General features: G+C 71.1%; 20 protein-coding genes. 11 read left to right on the top strand and 9 right to left on the bottom strand.

The genetic code is table 11. From position 1 onward, the window contains the following. Positions 1-44: 44 nt before the first annotated feature. From BM140_RS04255 to BM140_RS04240, 4 genes are all read right to left on the bottom strand, one after another. On the bottom strand, positions 45-1406 hold the full coding sequence (locus tag BM140_RS04255; RefSeq protein WP_091942282.1) for an O-antigen ligase family protein: 1362 nt from the start codon (positions 1404-1406) through the stop codon (positions 45-47). Between the two features lie 175 nt (positions 1407-1581). Further along, the gene (locus BM140_RS04250; protein WP_244535282.1) at positions 1582-3078 is read right to left on the bottom strand and encodes a GumC family protein; all 1497 of its coding nucleotides are present in this window, start codon (positions 3076-3078) and stop codon (positions 1582-1584) included. A gap of 629 nt (positions 3079-3707) precedes the next feature. After that, positions 3708-4085, bottom strand: coding sequence for a TIGR02300 family protein (locus BM140_RS04245; protein ID WP_091942278.1), 378 nt, complete (start codon positions 4083-4085; stop codon positions 3708-3710). A 261-nt stretch (positions 4086-4346) separates the two neighbouring features. Beyond that, a complete protein-coding gene (locus BM140_RS04240; RefSeq protein WP_244535281.1) occupies positions 4347-4652 on the bottom strand; it encodes a hypothetical protein in 306 nt (101 codons plus the stop codon). Positions 4653-4884: 232 nt separating this feature from the next. On the opposite strand from BM140_RS04240, the gene aroA reads away from it, so the two are divergent. Beyond that, positions 4885-6246, top strand: coding sequence for a 3-phosphoshikimate 1-carboxyvinyltransferase (gene aroA / locus BM140_RS04235; protein ID WP_091942277.1), 1362 nt, complete (start codon positions 4885-4887; stop codon positions 6244-6246). Next, the gene (gene cmk / locus BM140_RS04230) at positions 6246-6884 is read left to right on the top strand and encodes a (d)CMP kinase (protein WP_091942275.1); all 639 of its coding nucleotides are present in this window, start codon (positions 6246-6248) and stop codon (positions 6882-6884) included. The genes aroA and cmk overlap by 1 nt, the downstream gene beginning before the upstream one ends. Positions 6885-6978: 94 nt before the next feature. Here cmk and gluQRS read toward each other — a convergent pair whose 3' ends face one another. Together gluQRS and BM140_RS04220 are read right to left on the bottom strand one after the other, a co-directional pair. Beyond that, positions 6979-7851, bottom strand: a complete 873-nt coding sequence (gluQRS, locus tag BM140_RS04225; protein WP_091942273.1) for a tRNA glutamyl-Q(34) synthetase GluQRS — start codon at positions 7849-7851, stop codon at positions 6979-6981. Then, positions 7848-8141 (bottom strand): hypothetical protein, encoded by a 294-nt coding sequence (locus tag BM140_RS04220; protein ID WP_091942271.1) that lies wholly within the window; start codon positions 8139-8141, stop codon positions 7848-7850. The genes gluQRS and BM140_RS04220 overlap by 4 nt, the downstream gene beginning before the upstream one ends. A gap of 223 nt (positions 8142-8364) precedes the next feature. On the opposite strand from BM140_RS04220, the gene BM140_RS04215 reads away from it, so the two are divergent. After that, a complete protein-coding gene (locus BM140_RS04215) occupies positions 8365-8583 on the top strand; it encodes a hypothetical protein (protein ID WP_091942269.1) in 219 nt (72 codons plus the stop codon). An 18-nt stretch (positions 8584-8601) separates the two neighbouring features. On the opposite strand, the gene htpG is transcribed toward BM140_RS04215, so the two are convergent. Together htpG and BM140_RS26195 are read right to left on the bottom strand one after the other, a co-directional pair. Further along, complete coding sequence (gene htpG / locus BM140_RS04210) at positions 8602-10467, bottom strand: molecular chaperone HtpG (protein WP_091942267.1); 1866 nt, start codon at positions 10465-10467, stop codon at positions 8602-8604. Between the two features lie 104 nt (positions 10468-10571). Beyond that, positions 10572-10745: a hypothetical protein gene (locus BM140_RS26195; RefSeq protein WP_244535280.1), complete on the bottom strand. Its 174-nt coding sequence runs from the start codon at positions 10743-10745 to the stop codon at positions 10572-10574. 358 nt (positions 10746-11103) lie between these two features. Between BM140_RS26195 and BM140_RS04200 the strand changes: the two genes are divergently transcribed. The 8 genes from BM140_RS04200 (at position 11104) to BM140_RS04165 (ending at position 20240) form a co-directional block, all read left to right on the top strand. Beyond that, the gene (locus BM140_RS04200) at positions 11104-12699 is read left to right on the top strand and encodes a gamma-glutamyltransferase family protein (protein ID WP_091942263.1); all 1596 of its coding nucleotides are present in this window, start codon (positions 11104-11106) and stop codon (positions 12697-12699) included. A 163-nt stretch (positions 12700-12862) separates the two neighbouring features. Next, positions 12863-13705, top strand: coding sequence for a class I SAM-dependent methyltransferase (locus BM140_RS04195; protein WP_091942261.1), 843 nt, complete (start codon positions 12863-12865; stop codon positions 13703-13705). Positions 13706-13855: 150 nt separating this feature from the next. Further along, complete coding sequence (gene oxlT / locus BM140_RS04190; protein WP_091942710.1) at positions 13856-15145, top strand: oxalate/formate MFS antiporter; 1290 nt, start codon at positions 13856-13858, stop codon at positions 15143-15145. Positions 15146-15263: 118 nt separating this feature from the next. Then, the gene (gene cbiE / locus BM140_RS04185; RefSeq protein ID WP_091942259.1) at positions 15264-16502 is read left to right on the top strand and encodes a precorrin-6y C5,15-methyltransferase (decarboxylating) subunit CbiE; all 1239 of its coding nucleotides are present in this window, start codon (positions 15264-15266) and stop codon (positions 16500-16502) included. Beyond that, positions 16481-16900 (top strand): cobalamin biosynthesis protein, encoded by a 420-nt coding sequence (locus tag BM140_RS04180; RefSeq protein WP_091942257.1) that lies wholly within the window; start codon positions 16481-16483, stop codon positions 16898-16900. Before cbiE ends, BM140_RS04180 begins: the two co-directional genes overlap by 22 nt. 97 nt (positions 16901-16997) lie before the next feature. Then, positions 16998-18095: a GGDEF domain-containing protein gene (locus BM140_RS04175; RefSeq protein WP_091942255.1), complete on the top strand. Its 1098-nt coding sequence runs from the start codon at positions 16998-17000 to the stop codon at positions 18093-18095. Between the two features lie 40 nt (positions 18096-18135). Further along, entirely contained in the window at positions 18136-18921 is a 786-nt protein-coding gene (gene cobM / locus BM140_RS04170; RefSeq protein ID WP_091942253.1) for a precorrin-4 C(11)-methyltransferase, read from the top strand. Beyond that, positions 18918-20240 carry a cobyrinic acid a,c-diamide synthase CobB gene (locus BM140_RS04165; RefSeq protein ID WP_091942251.1) on the top strand — a complete coding sequence of 441 codons (1323 nt, stop codon included), beginning with the start codon at positions 18918-18920 and terminating at the stop codon, positions 20238-20240. Before cobM ends, BM140_RS04165 begins: the two co-directional genes overlap by 4 nt. A 271-nt stretch (positions 20241-20511) precedes the next feature. On the opposite strand, the gene BM140_RS04160 is transcribed toward BM140_RS04165, so the two are convergent. After that, a complete protein-coding gene (locus BM140_RS04160; protein ID WP_091942249.1) occupies positions 20512-20916 on the bottom strand; it encodes a helix-turn-helix domain-containing protein in 405 nt (134 codons plus the stop codon). Between the last annotated feature and the right edge of the window lie 377 nt (positions 20917-21293).

Here is a 21293-nt window from a genome sequence, read left to right as displayed (position 1 = left end):
GCGTCTTTCGAAAGCCGGCGGCCCCCTTTCGGGTCGATGCGTCCTCATCGGACGGCACCGCGGAGGGGCGGGACGAGGCCGACCCACAAGCCCGGCGGAGCCGATCGGTAGCTGCGGCACAGCACGAACAGGCAGTAGAACTGGAAGATCGCCGGCAGCCGGTTATGCGCCAAGAAGATGTAGTTCGTGGCGCTGTTGAGGATGAACAGGATCAGGATCGCCGAGAGCAGGAAGGCGCAGCGGCGCTCCAAGGTCGGATGAGCGAAGACGGCGGACGAGACGAACAGCAAGCCGAGGTAGAGGACGCCGCCGACCAGCCCCAGTGCGATGAGGATGTCGAGGAAGGTATTGTGGAACTCGGGCGTGAAGAAATACAGCTCCTGCTCCCACAGCCGCCACACCTTCGAGAACGGGTCGGTGCTGAAGAAGCTCAGGTAACCGTAGCCGAACAGGGGGCGCTCCTTGATGGCTTCGATGCCGTAGGGCCAGAAGCTGGTGCGGCCGGTGAAGTCGGCGCTGCGGCCGAGGGCGGTGGCGATCTCGCCGATGCCGACGAAGGGCAGGCTGAGGGCGAACAGGATCGACAGGCCGGTGACGCCTGCGAAGATCGGGCGGCCGAACCGCGGCAGGAGCCGGGCGGCGAACAGCGTCGCCCCCGCCGCGAGGGTCCCGCCGACCGAGGCGGCCGAGTTCGACAGGATCAGGCCCAGCGTCAGGATGCCGAGCGCCGGCCAGCGCAGGCCGCGGGGGCTCGAACCCGGCAGGAACAACAGCACGAGGATCGCGATCGAGGCCGACATGCCGTGGATGGTCTTGTTGGGGTAGGCCCCGAACAATTCGCCCGTCATCAGGAGGCCCGGCCGGTTGATGTCGGTACGCACCGTGTCCGGGGTGATCACCACCAGGGCCAGCGAGATCGCGACGAGGATCACGTTGGTCCAGGCAAAGATGCGCAGGAACCGCGCCGGATGGACCACCGAGGCGAGAGCGGCGGCGATGACCATGTTGAGCGCCAGCATCGTGGCCGGCACGATCGAGGCCCAGGGGTCGTACGACCACGTGGACGAGAGCATGATGTAGCCGGCGAGCGGCATGATCCCGACGAGGCACAGATCGAGCCCGTTGCGCAGGAAATCGCGGAACACCACCCAGGCGGAGCAGCCATAGAGGGCGAGCCAGAGGCCGACATAGAGCAGGTTGCCGCGGTTCGACGGCACGTGGGCCTTGTCGCCGCCGAGTTCGTCGCTGCCGCCCGCAAACGTCGCGTAGAAGGCGTTCACGCACATCAGCACGGCGAAGACGACGAACAGCGTGCGCCACAGCTCGCCGGTGGTGCGGCGCGGCGCGGCCGACATCGGGGCGGCCAGGGCCGGCGCGGTGGAAGACGGAAAGGCCGTGTCGCTCATGGTCGTGGCGCTCGTGATCGTCGCGCTCGTGATTGTGGCGCTTTCGGCCGCACGCGTGGGCGGGCGGACCGGTGTGCGAGCAGCCTTTCACGGAACTCCTGCCGCACCGTCGCCTCGGAGGCCGAAACGGCGGGCGGCCGGGGAGTTTCGCCGGACAGGCTTAACCGAGCCGGTGTCAGCGGAAGTCGCGCGGGGTCCAGGCGACGGTCTCGCGCGGCGGCTCGGTCGCGGCCGGGCGGGGGCCGGGCGCCTCGCTCGCCGGGCGCGCCTCGCCGCGCAGGACGCCGAGGGCGATGGCGGCGAGGATGCCGAGGACGCCGCCGATCAGGGTGCCGAGCGCGAGGATGACCGCCTTGCTCAGGTTGGCCGCCTGGTCGGGCGGGATCGCGGCGCCGATCGCCCGGACGTTGTTGAGATCGACCTGGGTCTGCTCGGCCAGTTCGCGGGCGCGGGCGAGGTACTGCGAGTACAAAGTGCGGCGGGTCTCGGCCTCGCGCTCCAGCTCGCGCAGCTCGGTCAGCGCCCGGCTGTCGGCGAAGGAGGCCCGCGACATCGACTCCACGGTGCGGCGCAGCTGCTCCTCGGTCTGCTTGGCGCGGCGGTAATCGTTGCGGGCGGCCTCGCCGATGCGGCGCAGCTCCTGATCGAGCTGGTCCTGCAGCACGTCGATCTCGCGGCCGACCGAGGCCAGATCGGGATGGCGCGGCCCCAGCACGTTGGCGAGGTTGGCCCGGCGGCGGCGCGCCTCGGCGATCTGGCCGCGCAGTTGCAGCACGGCTTGCGACTGCACCGCCTCGGTCAGGCCGTCGAGCTTGCCGTGCAGCGCGGTCACCTGCTCCATCCGGGCGAGCGCCTCGGTCGAGCGGGCGCGGGCGGTGACGAGCTGGGCGTTGAGGTCGCGCAGGCGCCGGTCGCGGGTGAGGGTACCGTCGGCGCTGACGAGGTCGTTCTTGCTCTTGAAGGTCTCGACCTTGTCCTCCGCCTTGCGCACGGCGGCGCGCAGTTCCGCCAGCCGGTCGTCGAGGGAGGCGCCGGAGCGGCGGGCGAGGTCGGCGCGGGTCTTGTTCGCCTGCTCGGTGTAGATCGCGACGAGGTCGTTGGCGATGCGGGCCGACTTGTCGGGGTCGCGGGTGGCGACGGTCACCTCGATGACGAAGCTGCGCTCGGCGCGGCGCACGGCGACCTTGCGCTCCAGGGCCTGGAGCGCGCTCCGGCGCGGGTCCGGCGTGCGGGCCGGGGCGGCGCCGAGGAAATCCGTGATCGCGCCGCGCATCCGGCGCAGCAATCCCGGCGGGTTTCCGACGAATTCGGGATCCTGATCGAGCCCTTCGCGGGTGATCAGCGCGTCGAACACCGCGCTGGAGCGCAGCACCCGCATCTCGTTCTCGACGGTGGCGATCTGGGCGTCGGCATTGTCGACGCTCGGTGTCACCTCGCGCTCGACCACGCGCAGGCCGCGCGGATCGATGATGACCTGGGCGGTGGCGACGTAGCGCGGCTCCATCGTGGCCACGACGCCCACGGCGCCGAGGAGGCCGAGGACGAGGGCGAAGCCGATCAGCCAGCGCCGCCGACGGAGCATCCCCATGACCTGAGCGGGGCTGACCGACCGCGATTGCCCGGCGGTCTCGGCGCGCCAGTCGAAGGAGGACAGCGGCACGGCTCCACGCATGCTGAGGTGGCTCGTCATTCCACAAAACCGGCCCTGGTCCGGTTCCTCTCATCTCGGCGACCGCAAGCGACCGCCCGTCCGTTCCGCCCGGGACAGGCCCGAGTATTGACCGGAGGAAGTGCAAGGGTGTTGCCGGTTGCGATGTGCCGTCCAGGGACAGAAATGGGAGCGTCAGGCGTTTGCGCCCGGGAGTCGGCCCGAACGGCGGATACCGAGTTTCGGAAAAAAGCCGATGCGGCACAAGCACCTGGGGGGTCTGCCGGGATCCGGTACCCAGGACAATTCGCAATGAGACCCGGCGCCGCGCCCGGATCTTGCCGAGCGGGACCGTGCCGATCCGGGAGAGTCTGGCGGGCGGGAGCGATCGGTGCCGAAGCGGGCCGTGTCGCGGCCGGAGGGCCAGCCGGCGGGGATCGCCGCGGCGAAAGCGGCCCAGCCTGTCCGGGCCAAGGAGGCCACCGGCGGGCGAATCAACCGCCGTAGCCCGGCCCGAACGACGGAGAGGAGGCGGGGACGGGTTCGGGATTGAAGGCCGGAGCGCCGCCCGAGCGCCTCCGGCTTCAGGTCCATCGATCGGACCGGACGGATCCCGGGGGGGCCCGAGACCCGTTGACGAGACGAGGCGGGCCTCAGCCCTCTTCGTCGTTGTCGGAATCGTTGTCGATCAGATCCGAGACGTCGTCGTCGCCGTCTTCCTCTTCCAGGAAGGTGTCGTCGTCGCCGCCGGTGCCGGCGTCGTCGCCGCTCTCGTCGTCGTCCACGCTGATGTCGTCGGCGTCGTCGTTCGACTCGGCCTCATCCAGGGAGACGATCTCCGGGCCGGCCTTCTCCTCTTCCTCCTCGTCGTCGTCCGCCGCGCGGCTGGCGATCGGCGGGGCGACGCGGCTGGTGGCGACCTGATAGATCGTACCGCATTTCGGGCAGGTCGCCGGATCGCGGTCGAGGTCGTAGAACTTGGCACCGCAATTCATGCACTGGCGCTTGACGCCGAGTTCCGGTCTAGCCACGGCAGCGAACCTCTGGGCAGATGTCGAAGGGGGTCGGGGAGGAGCGGCCCCGTTAGTCGCAGCCTCAGCCCATGTCAAATAGACCCGTGCCCGGGCCGGCGGCCGCGCGAAAAAGCAAGGCGCGCCATCCCGGATGGATGTGCGCGCCTTCAGGTGGTTCCGGGTCTCATCAAGGAACTGACGAAAGCGTTACCGTTTCGCTCCGAGCTTCGCTGTGCCCGAGATGCAACAGGCTCACGGGGTGCCGCCGTCATCGATCCGTCACAGAGGATTGGCCTGCAGCGACGCGGTCGGCCGAAGGGCTTGCGGGGCGACACGCGGGGCGGCGGAGCGGGCCAAGTCTCCCTGGCGCCGATCGATGGCCACGCGCAGGAGCCGGCCGAGCCACGCGTTTTCAGCCAGATGGCTATGCTCGAATCCATGAAGGAGGGCTTCGAGGGCGACGATGCGCTCGCTGGGGCGGAGATAGGCCGCCTCCAACTCGTCCAAGGCTTCGCGGATGCGCTCGGCGAGAGCCGGATCGGCGGCCGCAGCGGCTTGTTCGACCTTGCGGAGACAGCGACGCATGTGGGTCATGCGCCGAACAATAAACATATGTTGGGTCCTGTCGAGTCGTCGGTACGCTCACCCCATCCCTTGGTAAACCCGTCGCTCACGGAGGGGCTTACGGATGACGCCGCCGGGCCCGCATGGTAACGGGCCGCAACTCGGCCGGGCCCCGCGCTCGGCAACGGCCCCGTGTCTACGAACACATCGTGCGGGGCCGTCCCGCCCTCTCGCCGGAAGCCCTGGCCTCCCCGTGTCGCACGATTCCGCTCCGCAGCCCCTCACCGCGCGTCCGGGCCACGCGCTTGCCGGCGAACTCAAGCCGCCGGGCGACAAGTCGATCTCGCACCGGGCGATGATCTTCGGGCTGCTCTCCATCGGCGAGACCCGGGTCGAAGGCCTCTTGGAGGGCGACGACGTGCTGCGCACGGTCGAGGCCGCCCGCGCGCTCGGCGCCACGATCACCCGCGAGGGCGAGGGGCGCTGGCGCGTCGTCGGCACCGGCATCGGCGGGCTGCAGGACCCGGCGGACGTGCTCGATTTCGGCAATGCCGGCACCGGCTCGCGGCTGATGATGGGCGTGGTCGGCGGCCAGCCCGTGACCGCGACCTTCGACGGCGACGCCTCCCTCCGCAAGCGGCCGATGCGGCGCATCCTCGATCCGCTGCTGCAGATGGGGGCGCGGGTCGTCTCCGAAGCCGAGGGCGGGCGCGTGCCGCTGACGATCAAGGGCCCGCCCGAGGGCATCCCGATCCGCTACGAGCTTCCCGTCGCCTCGGCGCAGATCAAGTCGGCGGTTCTGCTCGCCGGCCTCAACGCGCCGGGCGTGACGACGGTGATCGAGAAGGCCGCCTCGCGCGACCACACCGAGCGGATGCTGCGCCTGTTCGGCGCCGAGGTCAGGGTGGAGCCCCATGGCGAGGGCGGCCACGGCCGGAGCATCGCGCTCACCGGCCAGCCGACCCTGCGCGGCACCGAGGTGATCGTGCCCGCCGACCCGTCCTCGGCGGCCTTCCCGCTGGTGGCGGCGCTGATCGTGCCGGGCTCCGAGGTAACCTTGCGCGGCGTCATGATGAACCCGCTGCGCACCGGCCTCATCACTACGCTGATCGAGATGGGCGCCGACATCGAACGCCTCGACGAGCGCGAGGAGGGCGGCGAGACCGTGGCCGACCTTCGCGTGCGGGCGAGCCGCCTGCACGGCATCGACGTGCCGGCCGAGCGCGCGCCGTCGATGATCGACGAGTATCCGGTGCTCGCCGTCGCCGCGGCCTTCGCCGAGGGCACCACTCGGATGAACGGCCTGCACGAGTTGCGGGTGAAGGAATCGGATCGCCTGGCCGCGGTCGCGGCGGGACTCGCGGAGAACGGCGTGGACCATGTCATCGAGGGCGACGACCTGATCGTCACCGGCACGGGCGCGGCGGCGCGCGGCGGCGGCACGGTCGAGACCTATCTCGACCACCGCATTGCCATGGCCTTTCTCGTCATGGGCATGGCCTCGGAAAACCCGGTCACGGTCGATGACGGGGCGATGATCGCCACGAGCTTCCCGACCTTCCGCCCGACCATGGCGGCTCTGGGCGCCGAGATCGTCGAGGGAGCGAACCGCTGATGGGCGCCCCCCTCGTCATCGCCATCGACGGCCCGGCCGCCTCCGGCAAGGGCACGCTCGCCAAGCGGCTCGCCGCGCATTTCGGCCTGCCGCATCTCGACACCGGCCTGCTCTACCGCGCGGTCGCCCTCGCCCTCATCGATGCCGGCACCGATCTCGGCGACGAGGCGGCCGCCGCCCGCGCCGCCGCCGCGCTCTCGGCCGAGGGCTTGAACGATCCGCGCCTGCGCGAGCGGGCGATGGGCGAGGCCGCCTCGCGGGTCTCCTCGGTGCCGCAGGTGCGCGCCGCGCTCCTCTCCTGGCAGCAGCGCTTCGCCGGGGGGCCCGAGGGCGCCGTCCTCGACGGGCGCGACATCGGCACGGTGGTCTGCCCCGACGCGCGGGTGAAGCTGTTCATCACCGCGACCCCCGAGGAACGGGCGCGGCGGCGCCATCGCGAACTCGCCGGCCGGGGCGAGGCCGCCGCGCCGGAGGCGATCCTCGCCGACATCCGCGCCCGCGACGCCCGCGATTCGAGCCGCACCGCCGCCCCGCTCAAGGCCGCCGCCGACGCGGTGGTGCTGGACACGACCGACCTCGACGCCGACGCCGCCTTCGCCGAAGCGCTCGCCCTCGTGATCCGGCTCGGCTCCCTTTAGGGCGTCGTCCCGAAAGGCGGTTATCGGCTTTCGGGGCGACGTATGGGAAGCCGGGTTCCGACGGGGATTTCGACCGCCTGCCCGAACTCGCGCGTCAGGCGAAGCCCAGCATGGCGCGCACGGCACCCGGGGTGACGCCGCGGGCGCGCAGGTCCGCCAGCGATTCCGAGCCCTTCGACTTGGCGAGCTTGTCGCCGGTCTCGTCGCGGATCAGCCCGTGGTGGTGATAGGCCGGGCTCGGCAGGCCGAGCAGGTGCTGCAACAGGACGTGCAGGTCGGTCGCCGCCTCCAGATCCTGGCCGCGGACCACGTGGCTGATGCCCTGCTCCGCATCGTCCCAGACCACGGCGAGATGATAGCTCGTCGGCACGTCGCGGCGGGCGATCACCGCGTCGCCCCAGCGGGCCGGGTCGGCCGGGACGGTATCCTGCGAGCCGTCCGGGGCGAAACGACGGATGACGAGAGGAGCGGTGATCTCGGCCAGGGCCGCCGCGCTGTCGAGACGCCACGTATGCGGCGCGCCACCGTCGATGCGGGCCCGGACTTCGTCGCCGGGGAGCGCGTGGCAGGTGCCCGGATAGAGCGGCGCGCCGTCGGGATCGCGCGCGACCCGCGCGCCTGACGCCTCGCGCTCGGTAATGGCCGCCGCGATCCGCCCGCGCGAGCAGAAGCACGGATAAAGGAGTTTTCGCACGGCGAGCGCATCCCGCGCCCGAACATATTCCGAAAAATGCCCGGACTGGCGCCGCACCGGGCCGTCGAAGTTCAGGCCGAGCCACGCCAGGTCGTCGAAGATCGCCTGCACGAATTCGGGTCGGGTCCGGCCGAGATCGATGTCCTCGATCCGCAGCAGGAGCCTTCCGCCGAGATTTTGGGCGATGCGGGCGTTGGTCAGGGCGGAGAAGGCATGGCCGAGATGGAGACGACCGTTCGGGCTCGGCGCGAAGCGAAGGGTCGGCCGGCTCACGGCTCTCCGGTGCCGCGCAGGCAGGCGACCTTTCCCGGCGTGCAGGCAATGCCCGGCAGCGAGCAGGCGGGTCCGGTCTCGAGGCGGCGGCAGACCTTGCAGCCGTCGCCCCACTCGGCGCAGGCCGGATCGTCGGCGGGCGCCAGCACGGCGGCCTTATGCCCCGCGGACTGTCCCATCGGCGCGAGCGCACCGATCAGCACGGTCGCGCCGACGAGGCCGAGGATGCCGAGGGCGATCCGCTTGTCGCGGCGGGCGGTCTGCGGATCGCGGGAAGGGTCGGCGGTCATGCGTCGCTGTTCGCTTGAGGAGAGCGAGGCTGTCAACGTCGGGCGCCGGAGCCGGTTGCATCATCCGAGATGTTGCAGCGCGACAACAGCAATCCACCAGTGCAATTCCGGCAAGGTGCAGCGGAACCTTCGGCACGCCGATTGCGATGTGCTTTCTCGGCAAACCATCAAGAAACGACACGGCCCGGGAGGCGATGCTCACGACGTCACGGAGCCTCACCGCATGCTCTACGGCCTCTACTTCATGACCTGCATGGTCGCCAACCCCACCCATTGCGTGATGCGGGTCCACCGCTTCAACGAAGACATCGTCACGCCGCAGCAATGCCTCGCGGTGGCCCAGCCGCAGATGGCGGCGTGGCAGAACCAGCACGGCGACCGCTGGCGGGTCGCCCGCTTTCGCTGCGGCTCCCCGCCGAGGGACGACGGGACGCGGATCTGATCCGCGCCCCATCCTTCCTCACGCCGACGGTACCGATGTCCCCGCGAGCGCGGCCGCGACCGCGCGGGCGAAGGCGACCGGATCGCGTGGGGTGTCGCCGTCCTGCACGCGGGCGAGGTCGAGCAGGGTGCCGGCCTCGGAGGCGAGGTCGTCGCCGGCCTCGGCGCGGGCGTCGAGCGCGCGGATCAGGGCGTGGCGCGGGTTGATCTCCAGGATCGGCGCGCCGCCCCCGAAGCCGCGCCCGGCCCGGCGCAGCAGACGCTGCATCTGAAGGTCGGGCCCCGAACCAGAGGCGGCGAGCACCACCGCGCTGTCGACGAGGCGGTCGGTCGTGCGCACGTCCGACACGTCGGCGCCGAGCGCGAGCTTGAGCGCGGCCACCAGCTTGTCGGCGGCCGGCGCCTCGCCGGTCTCACCCTCGGGCTTGAACTTCGACAGGTCGGCCGCGCCCTGCGTGACCGAGCGCAGCGGCTTGTCCTCGAACTTACCGAGTTGCTCGGGCCAGAACGCATCCACGTGGTCGGAGAGCAAGAGCACCTCCACGCCGCGGGCGCGAAAACCTTCGAGCTGGGCGGAGTTCTTGAGCGCCTCCACGTCGTCGGCGACGAGGTAGTAGATCGCCTCCTGCTCGGGCTTCATCCGCGACACGTAGTCGGGCAGCGAGGTCCAGCCGGCTTCCGTGGACGAGCGGAAGCGCAGCAGCGGCGCGATCTCGGCCCGGCGCTCGTAATCCTCGTAGATGCCCTCCTTGAGGATCGGGCCGAAATTCTCGAAGAATTTCTGGTAGTCCTCGGCCTTCTCGGCGTTCTTGGAGCGGTTCGACAGCTCGTTGATGACGCGGGTCGTCACCGCGCGGCGAATCTTCTGCAGCGTCGGCGTCGATTGCAGCATCTCGCGCGAGACGTTGAGCGGCAGGTCGTCGGTGTCGACCACGCCGTGGACGAAGCGCAGCCAGTTCGGCAGCAGCTCGGCCTCGTCGGTGATGAACATGCGGCGCACGTGCAGCCGCACCTTGGACCGGCGGTCGTCCTCCACCGCCATGAACGGCTTCATGCTCGGCACGAACAGGAGGCCGGTGAATTCCAGCGCGCCCTCGGCCCGCCAGTGCAGGGTCGCCCAGGGCTCGTCGAAGCCGTGGCTGACGGTGCGGTAGAATTCCTTGTACTGCTCGTCCGTCACCTCGGACTTGGGCTTGCGCCAGAGCGCGGTGCCGCGGTTGGCCGCCTCCTCCTTGCCCTCCTCGTCGCGGATCGCGATCGGCACGGCGATGTTGTCGGCCCATTTGCGCACGACGTGGTCGAGCCGGTAGCTCTCCAGATACTCGTCGGCGTCGTCCTTCATGTGGAGGACGATGTCGGTGCCGGCCTGTTCGCGGGCGGCGGGTTCCAGGGTGTAGCTGCCCTTGCCGTCGGAGGCCCAGGTCCAGGCCTCGTCGGTGCCGGCGCGGCGCGAGGTGACGGTGACCCGGTCGGCCACCATGAAGGCCGAGTAGAAGCCGACGCCGAACTGGCCGATCAGGCTCGGGCGCAGGTCCTCGCCCTCACCCGCCTTCTCGCCGAGCGCCTGCGAGAAGGCGCGGGTGCCGGAACGGGCGATGGTGCCCAAGTTTTGGGCAAGATCCTCCTTGGCCATGCCGATGCCGGCATCGGAAATGGTCAGGGTGCGCGCCGCCTTGTCGGGGGCGATCAGCACCTTGGCGTCGGAGGGAAGCGCCAGGGCCTCGTTGGTCAGCGCCTCGAACCGGCGCCGGTCGGTCGCGTCCGCCGCGTTGGCGACGAGTTCGCGCAGAAAGATCTCGCGGTCGGAATAGAGCGCGTGGACGACCAGATCCAACAGGCGCCCGACCTCGGCACCGAACTCGTGCCGCTCCACCGTCTCGCTCACGCAGATGCCTCCCGCTTCGCAAAAAAAGCGGGGGCGATATGCGCATGACGGCGCGGCAATTCAATCGCCGCGCGCGGATGGAGCGATGGAAAGTTTCGGACGCCTCAGGCCGCGAGGGCCGGGGCCGGCGCGACCTCGACGGCCTGATGCACCGTATCGAAGGCGGCGCGGACGACCGCGACGGCATCCTCGACCGCGACCAGGGTGGCGAGCTTCACGTCGCCCGGCATCTCGCCCACCCGGCGGGTCGCGCCGACGATGGCGTGTTCGAGTTTCAAAAGGTCTTCCTCGGCGCGAAAGCCGGACAGTTCGGCAACACGCTGAAGCGCTGCTTCGAGTGCGTGACGCAAGACAAGTGTTCTCACGCGCTCCTGAAGAAGCGCCCGCTCATTCTGCTTCATGTGGGGAAGTGCCCGCCGATTCGCCGCGAATCATCATGTCATTCGGCGGGCTGTTGCACAGTCCCATTTCCGCCACACGGCGAAAATCGCGAGGCTTGCGCGGAACCTTTCCCAAGCCTCGTGCAAGCCAGCCGGCACGGCGGCGATGCCGCGAAGGTTGTTGCCGTCGCGGCCGCCCCGTGGTCCTGATCCTGCCTTCCGTGCCGTTCCCGTATCGACACCCCGAGTTCCGTTCATGCCTGAGACCCCCGTCTTCGCCCACGCGGCCGTCGCCGCGCCCCACGCGCTCGCGGCCAAGGCGGGCCAGAGCGTGCTGGCCCAGGGCGGCAACGCCATCGAGGCGATGGTCGCGATGGCGTCCACCATCGCCGTGGTCTACCCGCACATGAATGGCATCGGCGGCGACGGCTTCTGGCTGATCCGCGAGAAGAGCGGGCGGGTGCGCGGCATCGAGGCCTGCGGCCCGGCGGGTAGCCTCGCGACGCGGGCGCGCTACCGCGAGCGGGAACTCGAGGCGATCCCTTCCCGCGGCCCGGACGCCGCCGTGACGGTGGCCGGCACGATCGGCGGCTGGGAGCTGGCGCTCGCCATGTCGCGCGCCTTCGGCGGGCGGCTGCCGCTCGACGCGATCCTCGGCGACGCGATCCGCCATGCCCGCGAGGGCTGCCCGGTCTCGGCCTCCGAGGCCCGCTACGTGCCGAAGGAACTCGACACGCTCCACGACCAGCCGAATTTTGCCGCGACCTACCTCACCGAGGGCAAGCCCCACGCGGTCGGCGCGCTGCGGCGCCAGCCCAAGCTCGCCGACACGCTGGCGCAGCTGGCCCATGCGGGCCTGGCCGACTTCTACCGCGGCGACATCGCCCGCGAGATCGCCGCCGACCTGGAGCGTCTCGGCGCGCCGGTGACGCGGGCCGACCTCCAGGCCTACGCGGCGCGGGAGCGGGCGCCCCTGTCGCTGCGGCGGCGCGACGCCACGCTCTACAACTTCCCCCCGCCCACCCAGGGGCTCGCGGCTTTGATCATCCTCGGGCTCTTCGAGCGGCTCAACGTGCGGCAGGCCGAGAGCACGGCGCATTACCACGGGCTGATCGAGGCGACGAAGCGGGCCTTCGCGATCCGCGACCGGTTCGTGACCGATTTCGACCGCCTCAAGGGCGATCCGTCCGCCTTCCTCGACCCGCGCCGGCTCGACCGCGAGGCGGCGCTGATCGACATGAATCGTGCCGCCAGCATCCCGGTGCGCTCTGGCGAAGGCGACACGGTGTGGATGGGCGCCATCGATGCGGACGGGATGGCCGTGTCCTTCATCCAATCGGTCTATTGGGAATACGGCTCGGGCTGCGTCCTACCCGCGACCGGCATCTGCTGGCAGAACCGCGGCATGTCGTTCTCGCTCGATCCGAACGCGGTGAACCCGCTGGAGCCGGGGCGCCGCCCGTTCCACACCCTGATCCCGGCTCTGGCCGCCTTCGACGATGGGCGCATCATGTCCTACGGCTCGATGGGGGGCGACGGGCAGCCGCAATTCCAGGCGCAGATCTTCACGCGCTACGCCGATTACGGGATGTCGGTCGCCGACGCGGTGGATGCCCCGCGCCTGCTCTACGGCCGGACCTGGGGCGCGGAATCGCTCTCGGTGAAGGTTGAGGACCGGTTCGATCCGGCCTGCATCAGCGCGCTCAAGCGCATGGGCCACGACATCGAGGAGTTGGGCGGCGCCTATATCGACTCCCTCGGCCACGCCGGCATGCTGGTGCGCCACCCGGGCAACCGCCGCATCGAGGCCGCCCACGATCCGCGCTCCGACGGCGGCGCCGAGGGCCTGTAACGGGGTCTCGAAGGACAAGGGCGTGCTGCTTCTGCGGAAACAGCACGCTCTATCTCCCTGTCTTCGCACGATGCTCTCGGAAAGCCGGCTCTACGTTTCCGCATCGTGCCCGAGCCCTCCGGCAGGCCCAGGGCAGAGCCCTTGAGGAAACAGGACGCTTTCCATGGAAACCGGCAACCAACCCCAGATCGATTACTGGAACGGCGAGGTCGGGCAGCGCTGGGCCGAGCATCGCGGCGCGCTCGACGCCGCGTTCGCGCCGCTCACCCAGGCCCTGTTCGCGGCCTCCGGCCTCGCACCCGGCGACCGCGTGCTCGATATCGGCTGCGGCGCGGGCGAGACGACGCTTCTCGCCGCGCGGCAGGTCGCCCCTTCGGGCCGCGTCACCGGGGCCGACGTGTCCGAGCCGCTGCTCGACGCGGCCCGAGCGCGGGAGGCGGCGGAACCGGTCGGAGCGGCGATCGAATGGCTCAAGGCCGACGTGCAGAGCCACGCCTTCGAGGCGCGGTTCGACCACGCCCTGTCGCGCTTCGGCGTGATGTTCTTCGACGATTCGGCCGCCGCCTTCGCCAATATCCGGGCGAATCTCGTCGAGGGCGGGCGGCTGCGCTTCCTCTGCTGGCGGGCCATGGCCGAGAACCCCTGGGTCGCCCTGCCCCGGGCGGCGGTGATGCCGCTCCTGCCCGACTCCGAGGCCCCTTCGCCCGACGCGCCGGGCCCGTTCCGCTTCGCCCTGCGCGAGACCCTGCGGCCGCTCCTGGAGGGCGCGGGCTTTCGCGACATCGTCTTCGAGCCGGTCAACCGCACCATGCGGGTGGGCCGGACACCGGAGGAGGCCGCCGGGTTCGTCGTCACGCGCGGGCCCATCGCCCGGCTGCTGCGCGAGCGCGACCCGGCCGTGCAGGAGGCGGCCCTGCGGACCGTCGTCGATCTGTTCGCGAAGCTCTCGGGCGGCGGCCCCGTCGAACTCGGTGCCGCCTGCTGGCTGGTCTCGGCGCGGGCTTGAACCTCAACGGCCAAGTCTTGCCCGGCCCTGGAACCGAGACCCGAGGCAACACAGGTCAAACCGCAGCCTCACCCAAGATGACGGAGGACGATGCGAACGTAGAGTTTGGCACACCCCTTGCTCAGGCCCGGAGCCGTCAAGGAGTGAATGATGGATACGAAATCCAATCGGACCCGCTGGATCCAGCTCGCGCTGGGCCTGATCGTGATGATGACGATCTCCAGCCCGCAATATGTCTGGACGCTCTTCGTGAAGCCGTTCCAGGCGACCACCGGGGCGAGCCTGCCCGCCGTGCAGGTCGCCTTCACGCTGCTCATCGTGCTCCAGACCTTCTTCTCGCCGGTCCAGGGCTGGCTGATCGAGCGGTTCAGCGCCAAGGCGATGATCGCGCTCGGCGCCGCGCTGTCCGGCCTCGGCTGGGTCGCGGCCTCGAAGGTCGATAGCCTGTGGGGCCTCTACGCCACCTACGGCCTGCTCTGCGGGCTCGGCACCGGCATCGTCTATGTCGGCGTGGTCGGCCTCGTGGTGCGCTGGTTTCCCGAGCGGCGCGGCTTCGCGGCGGGCGTCGTCGCGGCGGGCTACGGCATGGGCGCCATCGCCACCACCTTCCCGATCACCGACATGATGGCGGCCTCCGGCTACCGCCACACGCTCTTCGTGTTCGGTGCGATCATGGCGGTCGTCGGCGTCGTGGCGGCGCTGGGCCTGCGCAGCCCGAAGGCCGGCGAGACGCCCGCGATCCCCGCCCACAAGGTCGCGAGCGCGGCCCGCGACGTCGCCCCTTCCGCGATGCTCAAGACCCCGCTGTTCTGGCTGATGTTCGCCATGATGGCGATGATGTCGACCGGCGGCCTGATGGTGGTGGCGCAGTTCGCAGCCTTCGCCAAGGAATTCGGCGTCGCCGACGCGATGGTGTTCGGCTTCGCCGCGCTGCCCTTCGCCCTCACCTTCGACCGCATCACCAACGGCCTGACCCGCCCGTTCTTCGGCTGGGTCTCGGACCATGTCGGCCGCGAGAACACCATGGCGGTCGCCTTCGCGCTCGAGGCGGTGGCAATCGGCCTGCTGCTGATGTTCCGCGAGAACGCCTACGCCTTCGCGCTCCTGTCGGGCGTCGTGTTCTTCGCCTGGGGCGAGATCTTTTCGCTCTTCCCCTCGACGCTGACCGACACCTTTGGGACCAAGCACGCCACGACCAATTACGGCTTCCTCTACATGGCGCAGGGCGTCGGCTCGCTGCTCGGCGGCCCCGTGGCGGCGCTGATCCACGACGCGGTGGGCAGCTGGGTGCCGGTCTTCGGCATCGCCATCGTCCTCGATCTGGTCGTGGCGGCGCTCGCGTGGTTCGTCCTGAAGCCCGCCCGCCGCGCCTATCTCGGCGTCGAAGGCCCGGCCGTGCCGGCCGTCGCCGCCCCGCTGACCGTCCGGACGGCGATGTAACGAGGAGGCGGGCCGGCCCCGGTGCCGGCCCGCCACTTCGCCTCGCGCCGATTTGACGGGCCGGATCGGTTCGCGGCAGGGAGGACGCCCCGATCCTCCCTCCCGCACAGTTCCGGCCATGACGGACCCCCTCGCGCCCGAGCCGGCCCTTGCCCCCTGGCTCACCATCGTCGGCATCGGCGAGGACGGCCGCGCCGGGCTCTCGCCCGCCGCCGCCGCCGCCCTCGACGCCGCGGAGGTGGTCTATGGCGGGCGGCGCCATTTCGCCCTGGCCGCACCGCTGACGGCGGAGGAACGGCCCTGGCCGAGCCCCATCGGGCAAGCCTATCCCGGCATCCTCGCCCGGCGCGGACGGCCGACCTGCCTCATCGCCACCGGCGATCCCTTCCATTTCGGCATCGGCGCCGAGATCGCCCGGCTGGTACCGGCGGCGGAAATCCGCGCCTTCCTCCAGCCCTCAGCCTTCAGCCTCGCTGCGGCTCGGCTGGGCTGGTCGCTGCCCGAGACCGCGTGCATCACCCTGCACGGCCGCGATTCTCTTGGACTTGTCCCCCATCTCCAGCCCGGCGCGCGGATCCTGGCTCTCTCCTGGGACGGGTCGACGCCCGCCACGGTCGCGGCCCTGCTGACCGAGCGGGGCATGGGCGCCTCGCGCCTGACGGTGCTCGAAGCCATGGGCGGCCCGCGCGAACGGCTGCGCAGGGCGGTCGCCAAAACCTTCGCACTCTCCGACATCGATCCGCTCAACACCCTCGCGATCGAGGTCGAGGCGACGCCCGAGGCCCGGATCGTCTCCCTGAGCCCCGGCCTCGACGATGCGTGGTTCGAGAACGATGGGCAGCTCACCAAGGCGGAGATTCGCGCCGTGACGCTTGCGGCCCTGCGCCCGCGGGCGGGCGAAACCCTGTGGGATCTCGGAGCCGGCGCCGGCTCGATCTCGATCGAGTGGTGCCTGCGCCATCCGGCCAACCGCGCGGTCGCGGTCGAGCGGCGCGACGACCGCGCCGAGCGGATCGGGCGCAACGCCCGGCATCTCGGCGTCGGGGCGCGGGTCACGGTGGTGCGCGGCGCTTCCGCGGCGTCCCTCGCCAATCTGCCCGCCCCGCAGGCGGTGTTCGTCGGCGGCGGCGTGGCCGAGTCCGGCCTGCTCGCCGCCTGCCGCGCGGCGCTGCCTCCGGCCGGTCGACTCGTGGCCAACGCCGTGACCCTCGAAGGCGAGGCGGCTCTCCTCGCGGCCCATGCCGAGACCGGCGGACGCCTGCGGCGGCTCTCGGTCGCCCATGCCGCGCCGGTCGGCGGGCTCACCGGCTGGCGCCCGGCCATGCCGGTGACGCAGTGGGTCTGGACCAAGCCGTGACCGGCCTCGTCGCGGGCGTCGGCTTTCGCGCCGCCACGACACCGGAAGAAATCGTCGCCCTGGTGCGCCGGGCCCTTCACGAGGCCGGGCTCGCCCCGGATGCCCTCACCGCGCTCGCCACCGCGGCCGACCGGGCCGGCGCGCCGAATTTTCTGGACGTTGCGGCAGCCCTCGACCTGGCCCCCGTCGGGATCGAGCCGACGGCGCTCGCCGCCGCCGATGCGCAGGTCGTCACCCGCTCGGCCCGGATCGCGGCGAGCCGGGGCGTCGGCTCGGTCGCCGAGGCCGCCGCGCTCGCCGCCGCGGGGCCGGGCGCGCGGCTCGTCCTGCCCCGCATCGCCAGCGCGGGCGCGACCTGCGCCCTCGCTCGGGTTCCCGACCAGGACGGTCGACGGTGAGGCTTCGTTCACCTCGTTTCTTCATTGTCCGGGAAACGAAGGGAACCTTTCAGGCTGCGGAGCCCAGCGTCGCCGCTCCCGCCGGCCCGCGACTACGATGGATTTCTCGGTCCCCACCCTCCAATTCACCGACTTCCTGGTGTTCGGCTCCTGTGGGGCGATCTTCCTCTGCGCGTGGTGGCTGCAGCGGCAGAAAACCTATTTCCTGCTGTTTGGCCTGAGCTACGCCGTCTGCGCGTTCATGGCCGTCTGGTTCGTCGATTTCGGCGCCTATGGCAGCGTCTGGTCGCCGCTCGGCTGGTCGCTTGCCGGCTCGACCTTCTGGGTTGGGCTGCGGCTGTTCGACGGCCGCCGGGGGACGACGGGGCCGATGCTCGCCCTGTTCGTGCTGCCGACCGCCACGCATATCCTGCTCTCGCTCGCCGGGTTCGGACCGGTCGCGGTCAATGTCGGCAGCACGCTCACCTACGCCCTGCACGAGGGCGCGATGGCCCTCGACGTGTTCGTGCATGCCCGCACGCTCCCGGCCCCGCGCTCGCCTCTGCGCCGCCTGATCGGCCTCGCCCTGCTGGCGACGGCGGTGGCGATCGTCCTGCCCGTGCTGCCGTTGAGCGAGGCGGGGACCCAATCCACCATCGTCCTCATCTTCGTCGTCGATCACGTCGCCTCGATCATCCTGACGACTTCGATCCTGGCGCTGGAGGCCGAGAAGGCGCATGCCGTCGTCGCCCGGATGGCCCGCACCGACCCGCTGACCGGCGCCCTCAACCGGGAGGGCCTGTCGCTGGCCGAGACCGGGGCCGCAGGCGGGGTGATCCTGGCCGATCTCGATCACTTCAAGGCGGTCAACGACCGGTTCGGCCATGCCGGCGGTGACGCCGTGCTCCGGGAATTCGCCCGGCGGGCGGGCACCGTCCTGCCCGGAGGCGGCCATCTCGCCCGGCTCGGGGGCGAGGAATTCGCGATCCTGCTGCCCGACCACGATCGATCCGCAACGGAGGCGCTCGCCGAGCGCCTGCGCCACGGCGTCGGCCGCGCCCCCGTTCCCTGGAAGGCGGCGGCGATCCCGGTGACGGTCAGCCTCGGCGTGGCGATGCGCCGCCGCGGCGAGAGCCTGGACGCCGCCCTGGAGCGCGCCGACGCGGCCCTCTACGCGGCCAAGGCGGCGGGGCGGAACCGGGTGCGCGTGGCGTGATACTCCCCAATGCCGGGTCCGATGCTGTAAGCGGGCCGTCATGACCGTCCATTTCATCGGCGCCGGCCCCGGTGCGGCCGACCTCATCACCGTGCGCGGGCGCGACCGCGTCGCCGCCTGCCCGGTCTGCCTCTATGCGGGGTCCCTCGTCGCCCCCGAGATCCTGTCGTGGTGCCCGGAGGGCGCCCGCATCGTCGACACGGCGCCCCTCGATCTCGACGCGATCATGGCCGAGATCTCCGCCGCCCATGAGCGCGGCCACGACGTGGCGCGGCTGCATTCGGGCGACCTGTCGATCTGGAGCGCGCTCGCCGAGCAGACCCGGCGGCTCGATGCGCTCGGCATCCCCTACACGGTGACGCCGGGCGTGCCCTCCTTCGCCGCCGCCGCCGCGGTGCTGGGCCGCGAGCTGACCGTGCCGGGGCTGGCGCAATCGCTGGTCCTGACCCGCACCTCCGGCCGGGCCAGCCCGATGCCGGAACGGGAGCGGCTCGCGGCCTTCGCGGCCACGGGAGCGACGCTGGCGCTGCACCTGTCGATCCACGTGATCGAGGCGGTCGCGGCCGAACTCGCGCCCTTCTACGGCGCCGATTGCCCGGCGGCGGTGGTGTTCCGCGCCACATGGCCCGACGAGCGGGTGCTGACCGGCCCCCTCGCCTCGCTCCCCGAGCGGGTGAAGACGGAGAAGATCGAGCGGACCGCGCTGATCCTGGTCGGGCCGGCGCTCGACCCGTCGGATTTCCGCGAGAGCGCCCTCTACGCTCCCGATTACGATCGCCGCTTCCGGCCCCACGGTGCCGTCAACGCGCCGGGAGACGCGTCGTGAGCGCCCCCGGCCTCCTCATCGCGGCGCCCCGCTCCGGCTCGGGCAAGACCACGGTGACGCTGGCGCTCATGCGGGCGCTGCGGCGGCGGGGCATGGTCGTGCGCGGCGCGAAATGCGGGCCGGATTACATCGATCCGGCCTTCCACGAGGCCGCGACGGGCCATCCGAGCCTCAACCTCGACAGCTTCGCGATGCCCGACCCGCTGCTCGACGCCTGCGCCGGGCTGAGCACCCGGGACGCCGCCCTGGTGATCGCGGAAGGCTCGATGGGCCTGCATGACGGGATCGTGGCGGGCGAAGGCCGCACGGGGGCCAACGCCGACATCGCCGCGCGTTACGGCTGGCCGGTGCTGCTCGTGCTCGACGTGTCGGGGGCGGCGCAATCGGCCGCCGCGGTCGCTCTGGGCTGCGCCGCCTACGATCCCCGCATCCGCGTGGCCGGCGTGGTGCTGAACAAGGTCGCGAGCCCGCGCCATCGCCGCCTCGTCGAGGCGGGCCTCAGTCGAATCGGCATGAAGGTGCTCGGAGCCTTTCCCCGCGAGGCCGGGCTCGTCCTGCCCGAGCGCCATCTCGGCCTCGTCCAGGCCGGCGAGACCGCCGATCTGGAAGCCCGGCTCGACCGGCTCGCCGACCTGGCGGAGGCCTCCCTCGACCTCGACGGGATCGTGGCCGCCGCGGGCGGACGCGCGGAAGCCGGCACGGGCGCCCTCCCCTCCCCGCCGGCCCAGCGGGTCGCGGTGGCGCGGGACGCCGCCTTCTCGTTTCTCTATCCGCACATGCTGGCGGGCTGGCGCGCGGCGGGCGCCGAGATCGTGCCGTTCTCGCCCCTGGCCGACGAAGCCCCCGACCTGTCCTGCGGTGCCTGCTGGCTGCCCGGCGGCTATCCCGAACTCCATGCCGGGCGCCTCGCCGCCGCATCCCGTTTCCGCGAGGGCCTGCGGCGTTTCGCGGAAGATCGGCCGGTCCACGGCGAGTGCGGCGGCTACATGGTGCTCGGGGAAAGCCTGGAGGATGCCGACGGGATCACCCACCCGATGGCGGGACTGCTGCCGGTGGCGACCTCATACGCGAAGCGTCGGCTCCATCTCGGCTACCGGGTGGCGCGCGTGGTCGAGGCGGGGCTCCTCGGCGCGGCGGGCACGCGGCTCGTCGGCCACGAATTCCACTACGCCAGCGAACTGACGCCGCCCCCCGACGCGGCGAACGCGCTGGCGCGGGTGACGGATGCGGAGGGCACGCCGCTGGGCTTCGCCGGCCATCGCCGCGGGCGCGTGACCGGGACCTTCTTCCACCTCATCGCCGAGGCGGACGGCGCCTAGAGCCTCGTCCCGAAAGGTGGTTTCCGGTTTTCGGAAACAGACGACGCGGCACAGGGACGGAGAGGATCGTCCTGGATCCGGCATCCAGGACGATCCTCTCAGCCGCCGTCATCCGGGGGCCAGGAGGGAGGCCGGGATGGAGGCCCGGCGGCCTCAGCCGAAGGTGGCGGCGGGCCCGTCGCGAAACGCCGACCCAGCACAAAAGACGAAAGCCGTGCCCGACCCGACGGGTCCGGCACGGCTCTCATTCTCGGGAGGACGACCCTCGGCCTCAGGCGTCGAGGGGCGCGTCCTTCTTGCGGCCGAGGCGGGCGGCGCTGCGCACGATCGCCAGGACCTCGCGGCGGACTTGGTCGTCCTCGATCGAGGCGAAGGCGCGCAGCAGGTCCACGGCGCCGTGGGCGCGCAGGAAGCCGAACACCTCGGCCTGTTCCTGCCCCCCGGCCGCGTTGTCCTCGTCGAAGAAGGCGGAGACCGGCACTTCGAGGAGGCGGGCGATCTCGCGCAGGCGGCCGGCGCCGACGCGGTTCTGACCCTTCTCGTACTTCTGGACCTGCTGGAAGGTCACGCCGACGGCGGTGCCCAGAGCGGTCTGGCTCAGGCCTCGCGCCTTCCTGAGCGCGGTGATCCGGAGGCCGACGAGGCGGTCAACATCGGTGGTCTGTTTGGGCATCATCTTACGGTACGGTCCCCTGACGATATCGCGGCCAGCCCAAGGACCTCAGGTGGACCGCGCTCGGACTCCCGGCAGCAATTCCGCGACGTCTCATCTCGGGTCTCAGCGCCGGAGCGGACCGGGTTTGCAGATCGGGAGACAATCGTATCGCTGTGGAGCAGCCTCGGCTTAGCTTCACCATGAGATGCATGTTGAATGCAAGGGCTTCGTTGTTGATGGCCGGGAGTTTTCAGCAATTGCCGACGCTACGTTCACGAAATGTACCTATGGCGAAATCATGCGGCGCGGCATGATTTCGCCAATATCGTACATTCCCCCTCCTCGCGCAGGGCGCGGCGATGAACCGCCGGCTCCGGGCTTCAGCCTTCGGGCAAGAC

The sequence above is a fragment of the Methylorubrum salsuginis genome (genome assembly GCF_900114375.1).
Taxonomy (GTDB): Bacteria; Pseudomonadota; Alphaproteobacteria; order Rhizobiales; family Beijerinckiaceae; genus Methylobacterium; species Methylobacterium salsuginis.
This window is presented reverse-complemented; position numbering and strand designations above follow the sequence as displayed.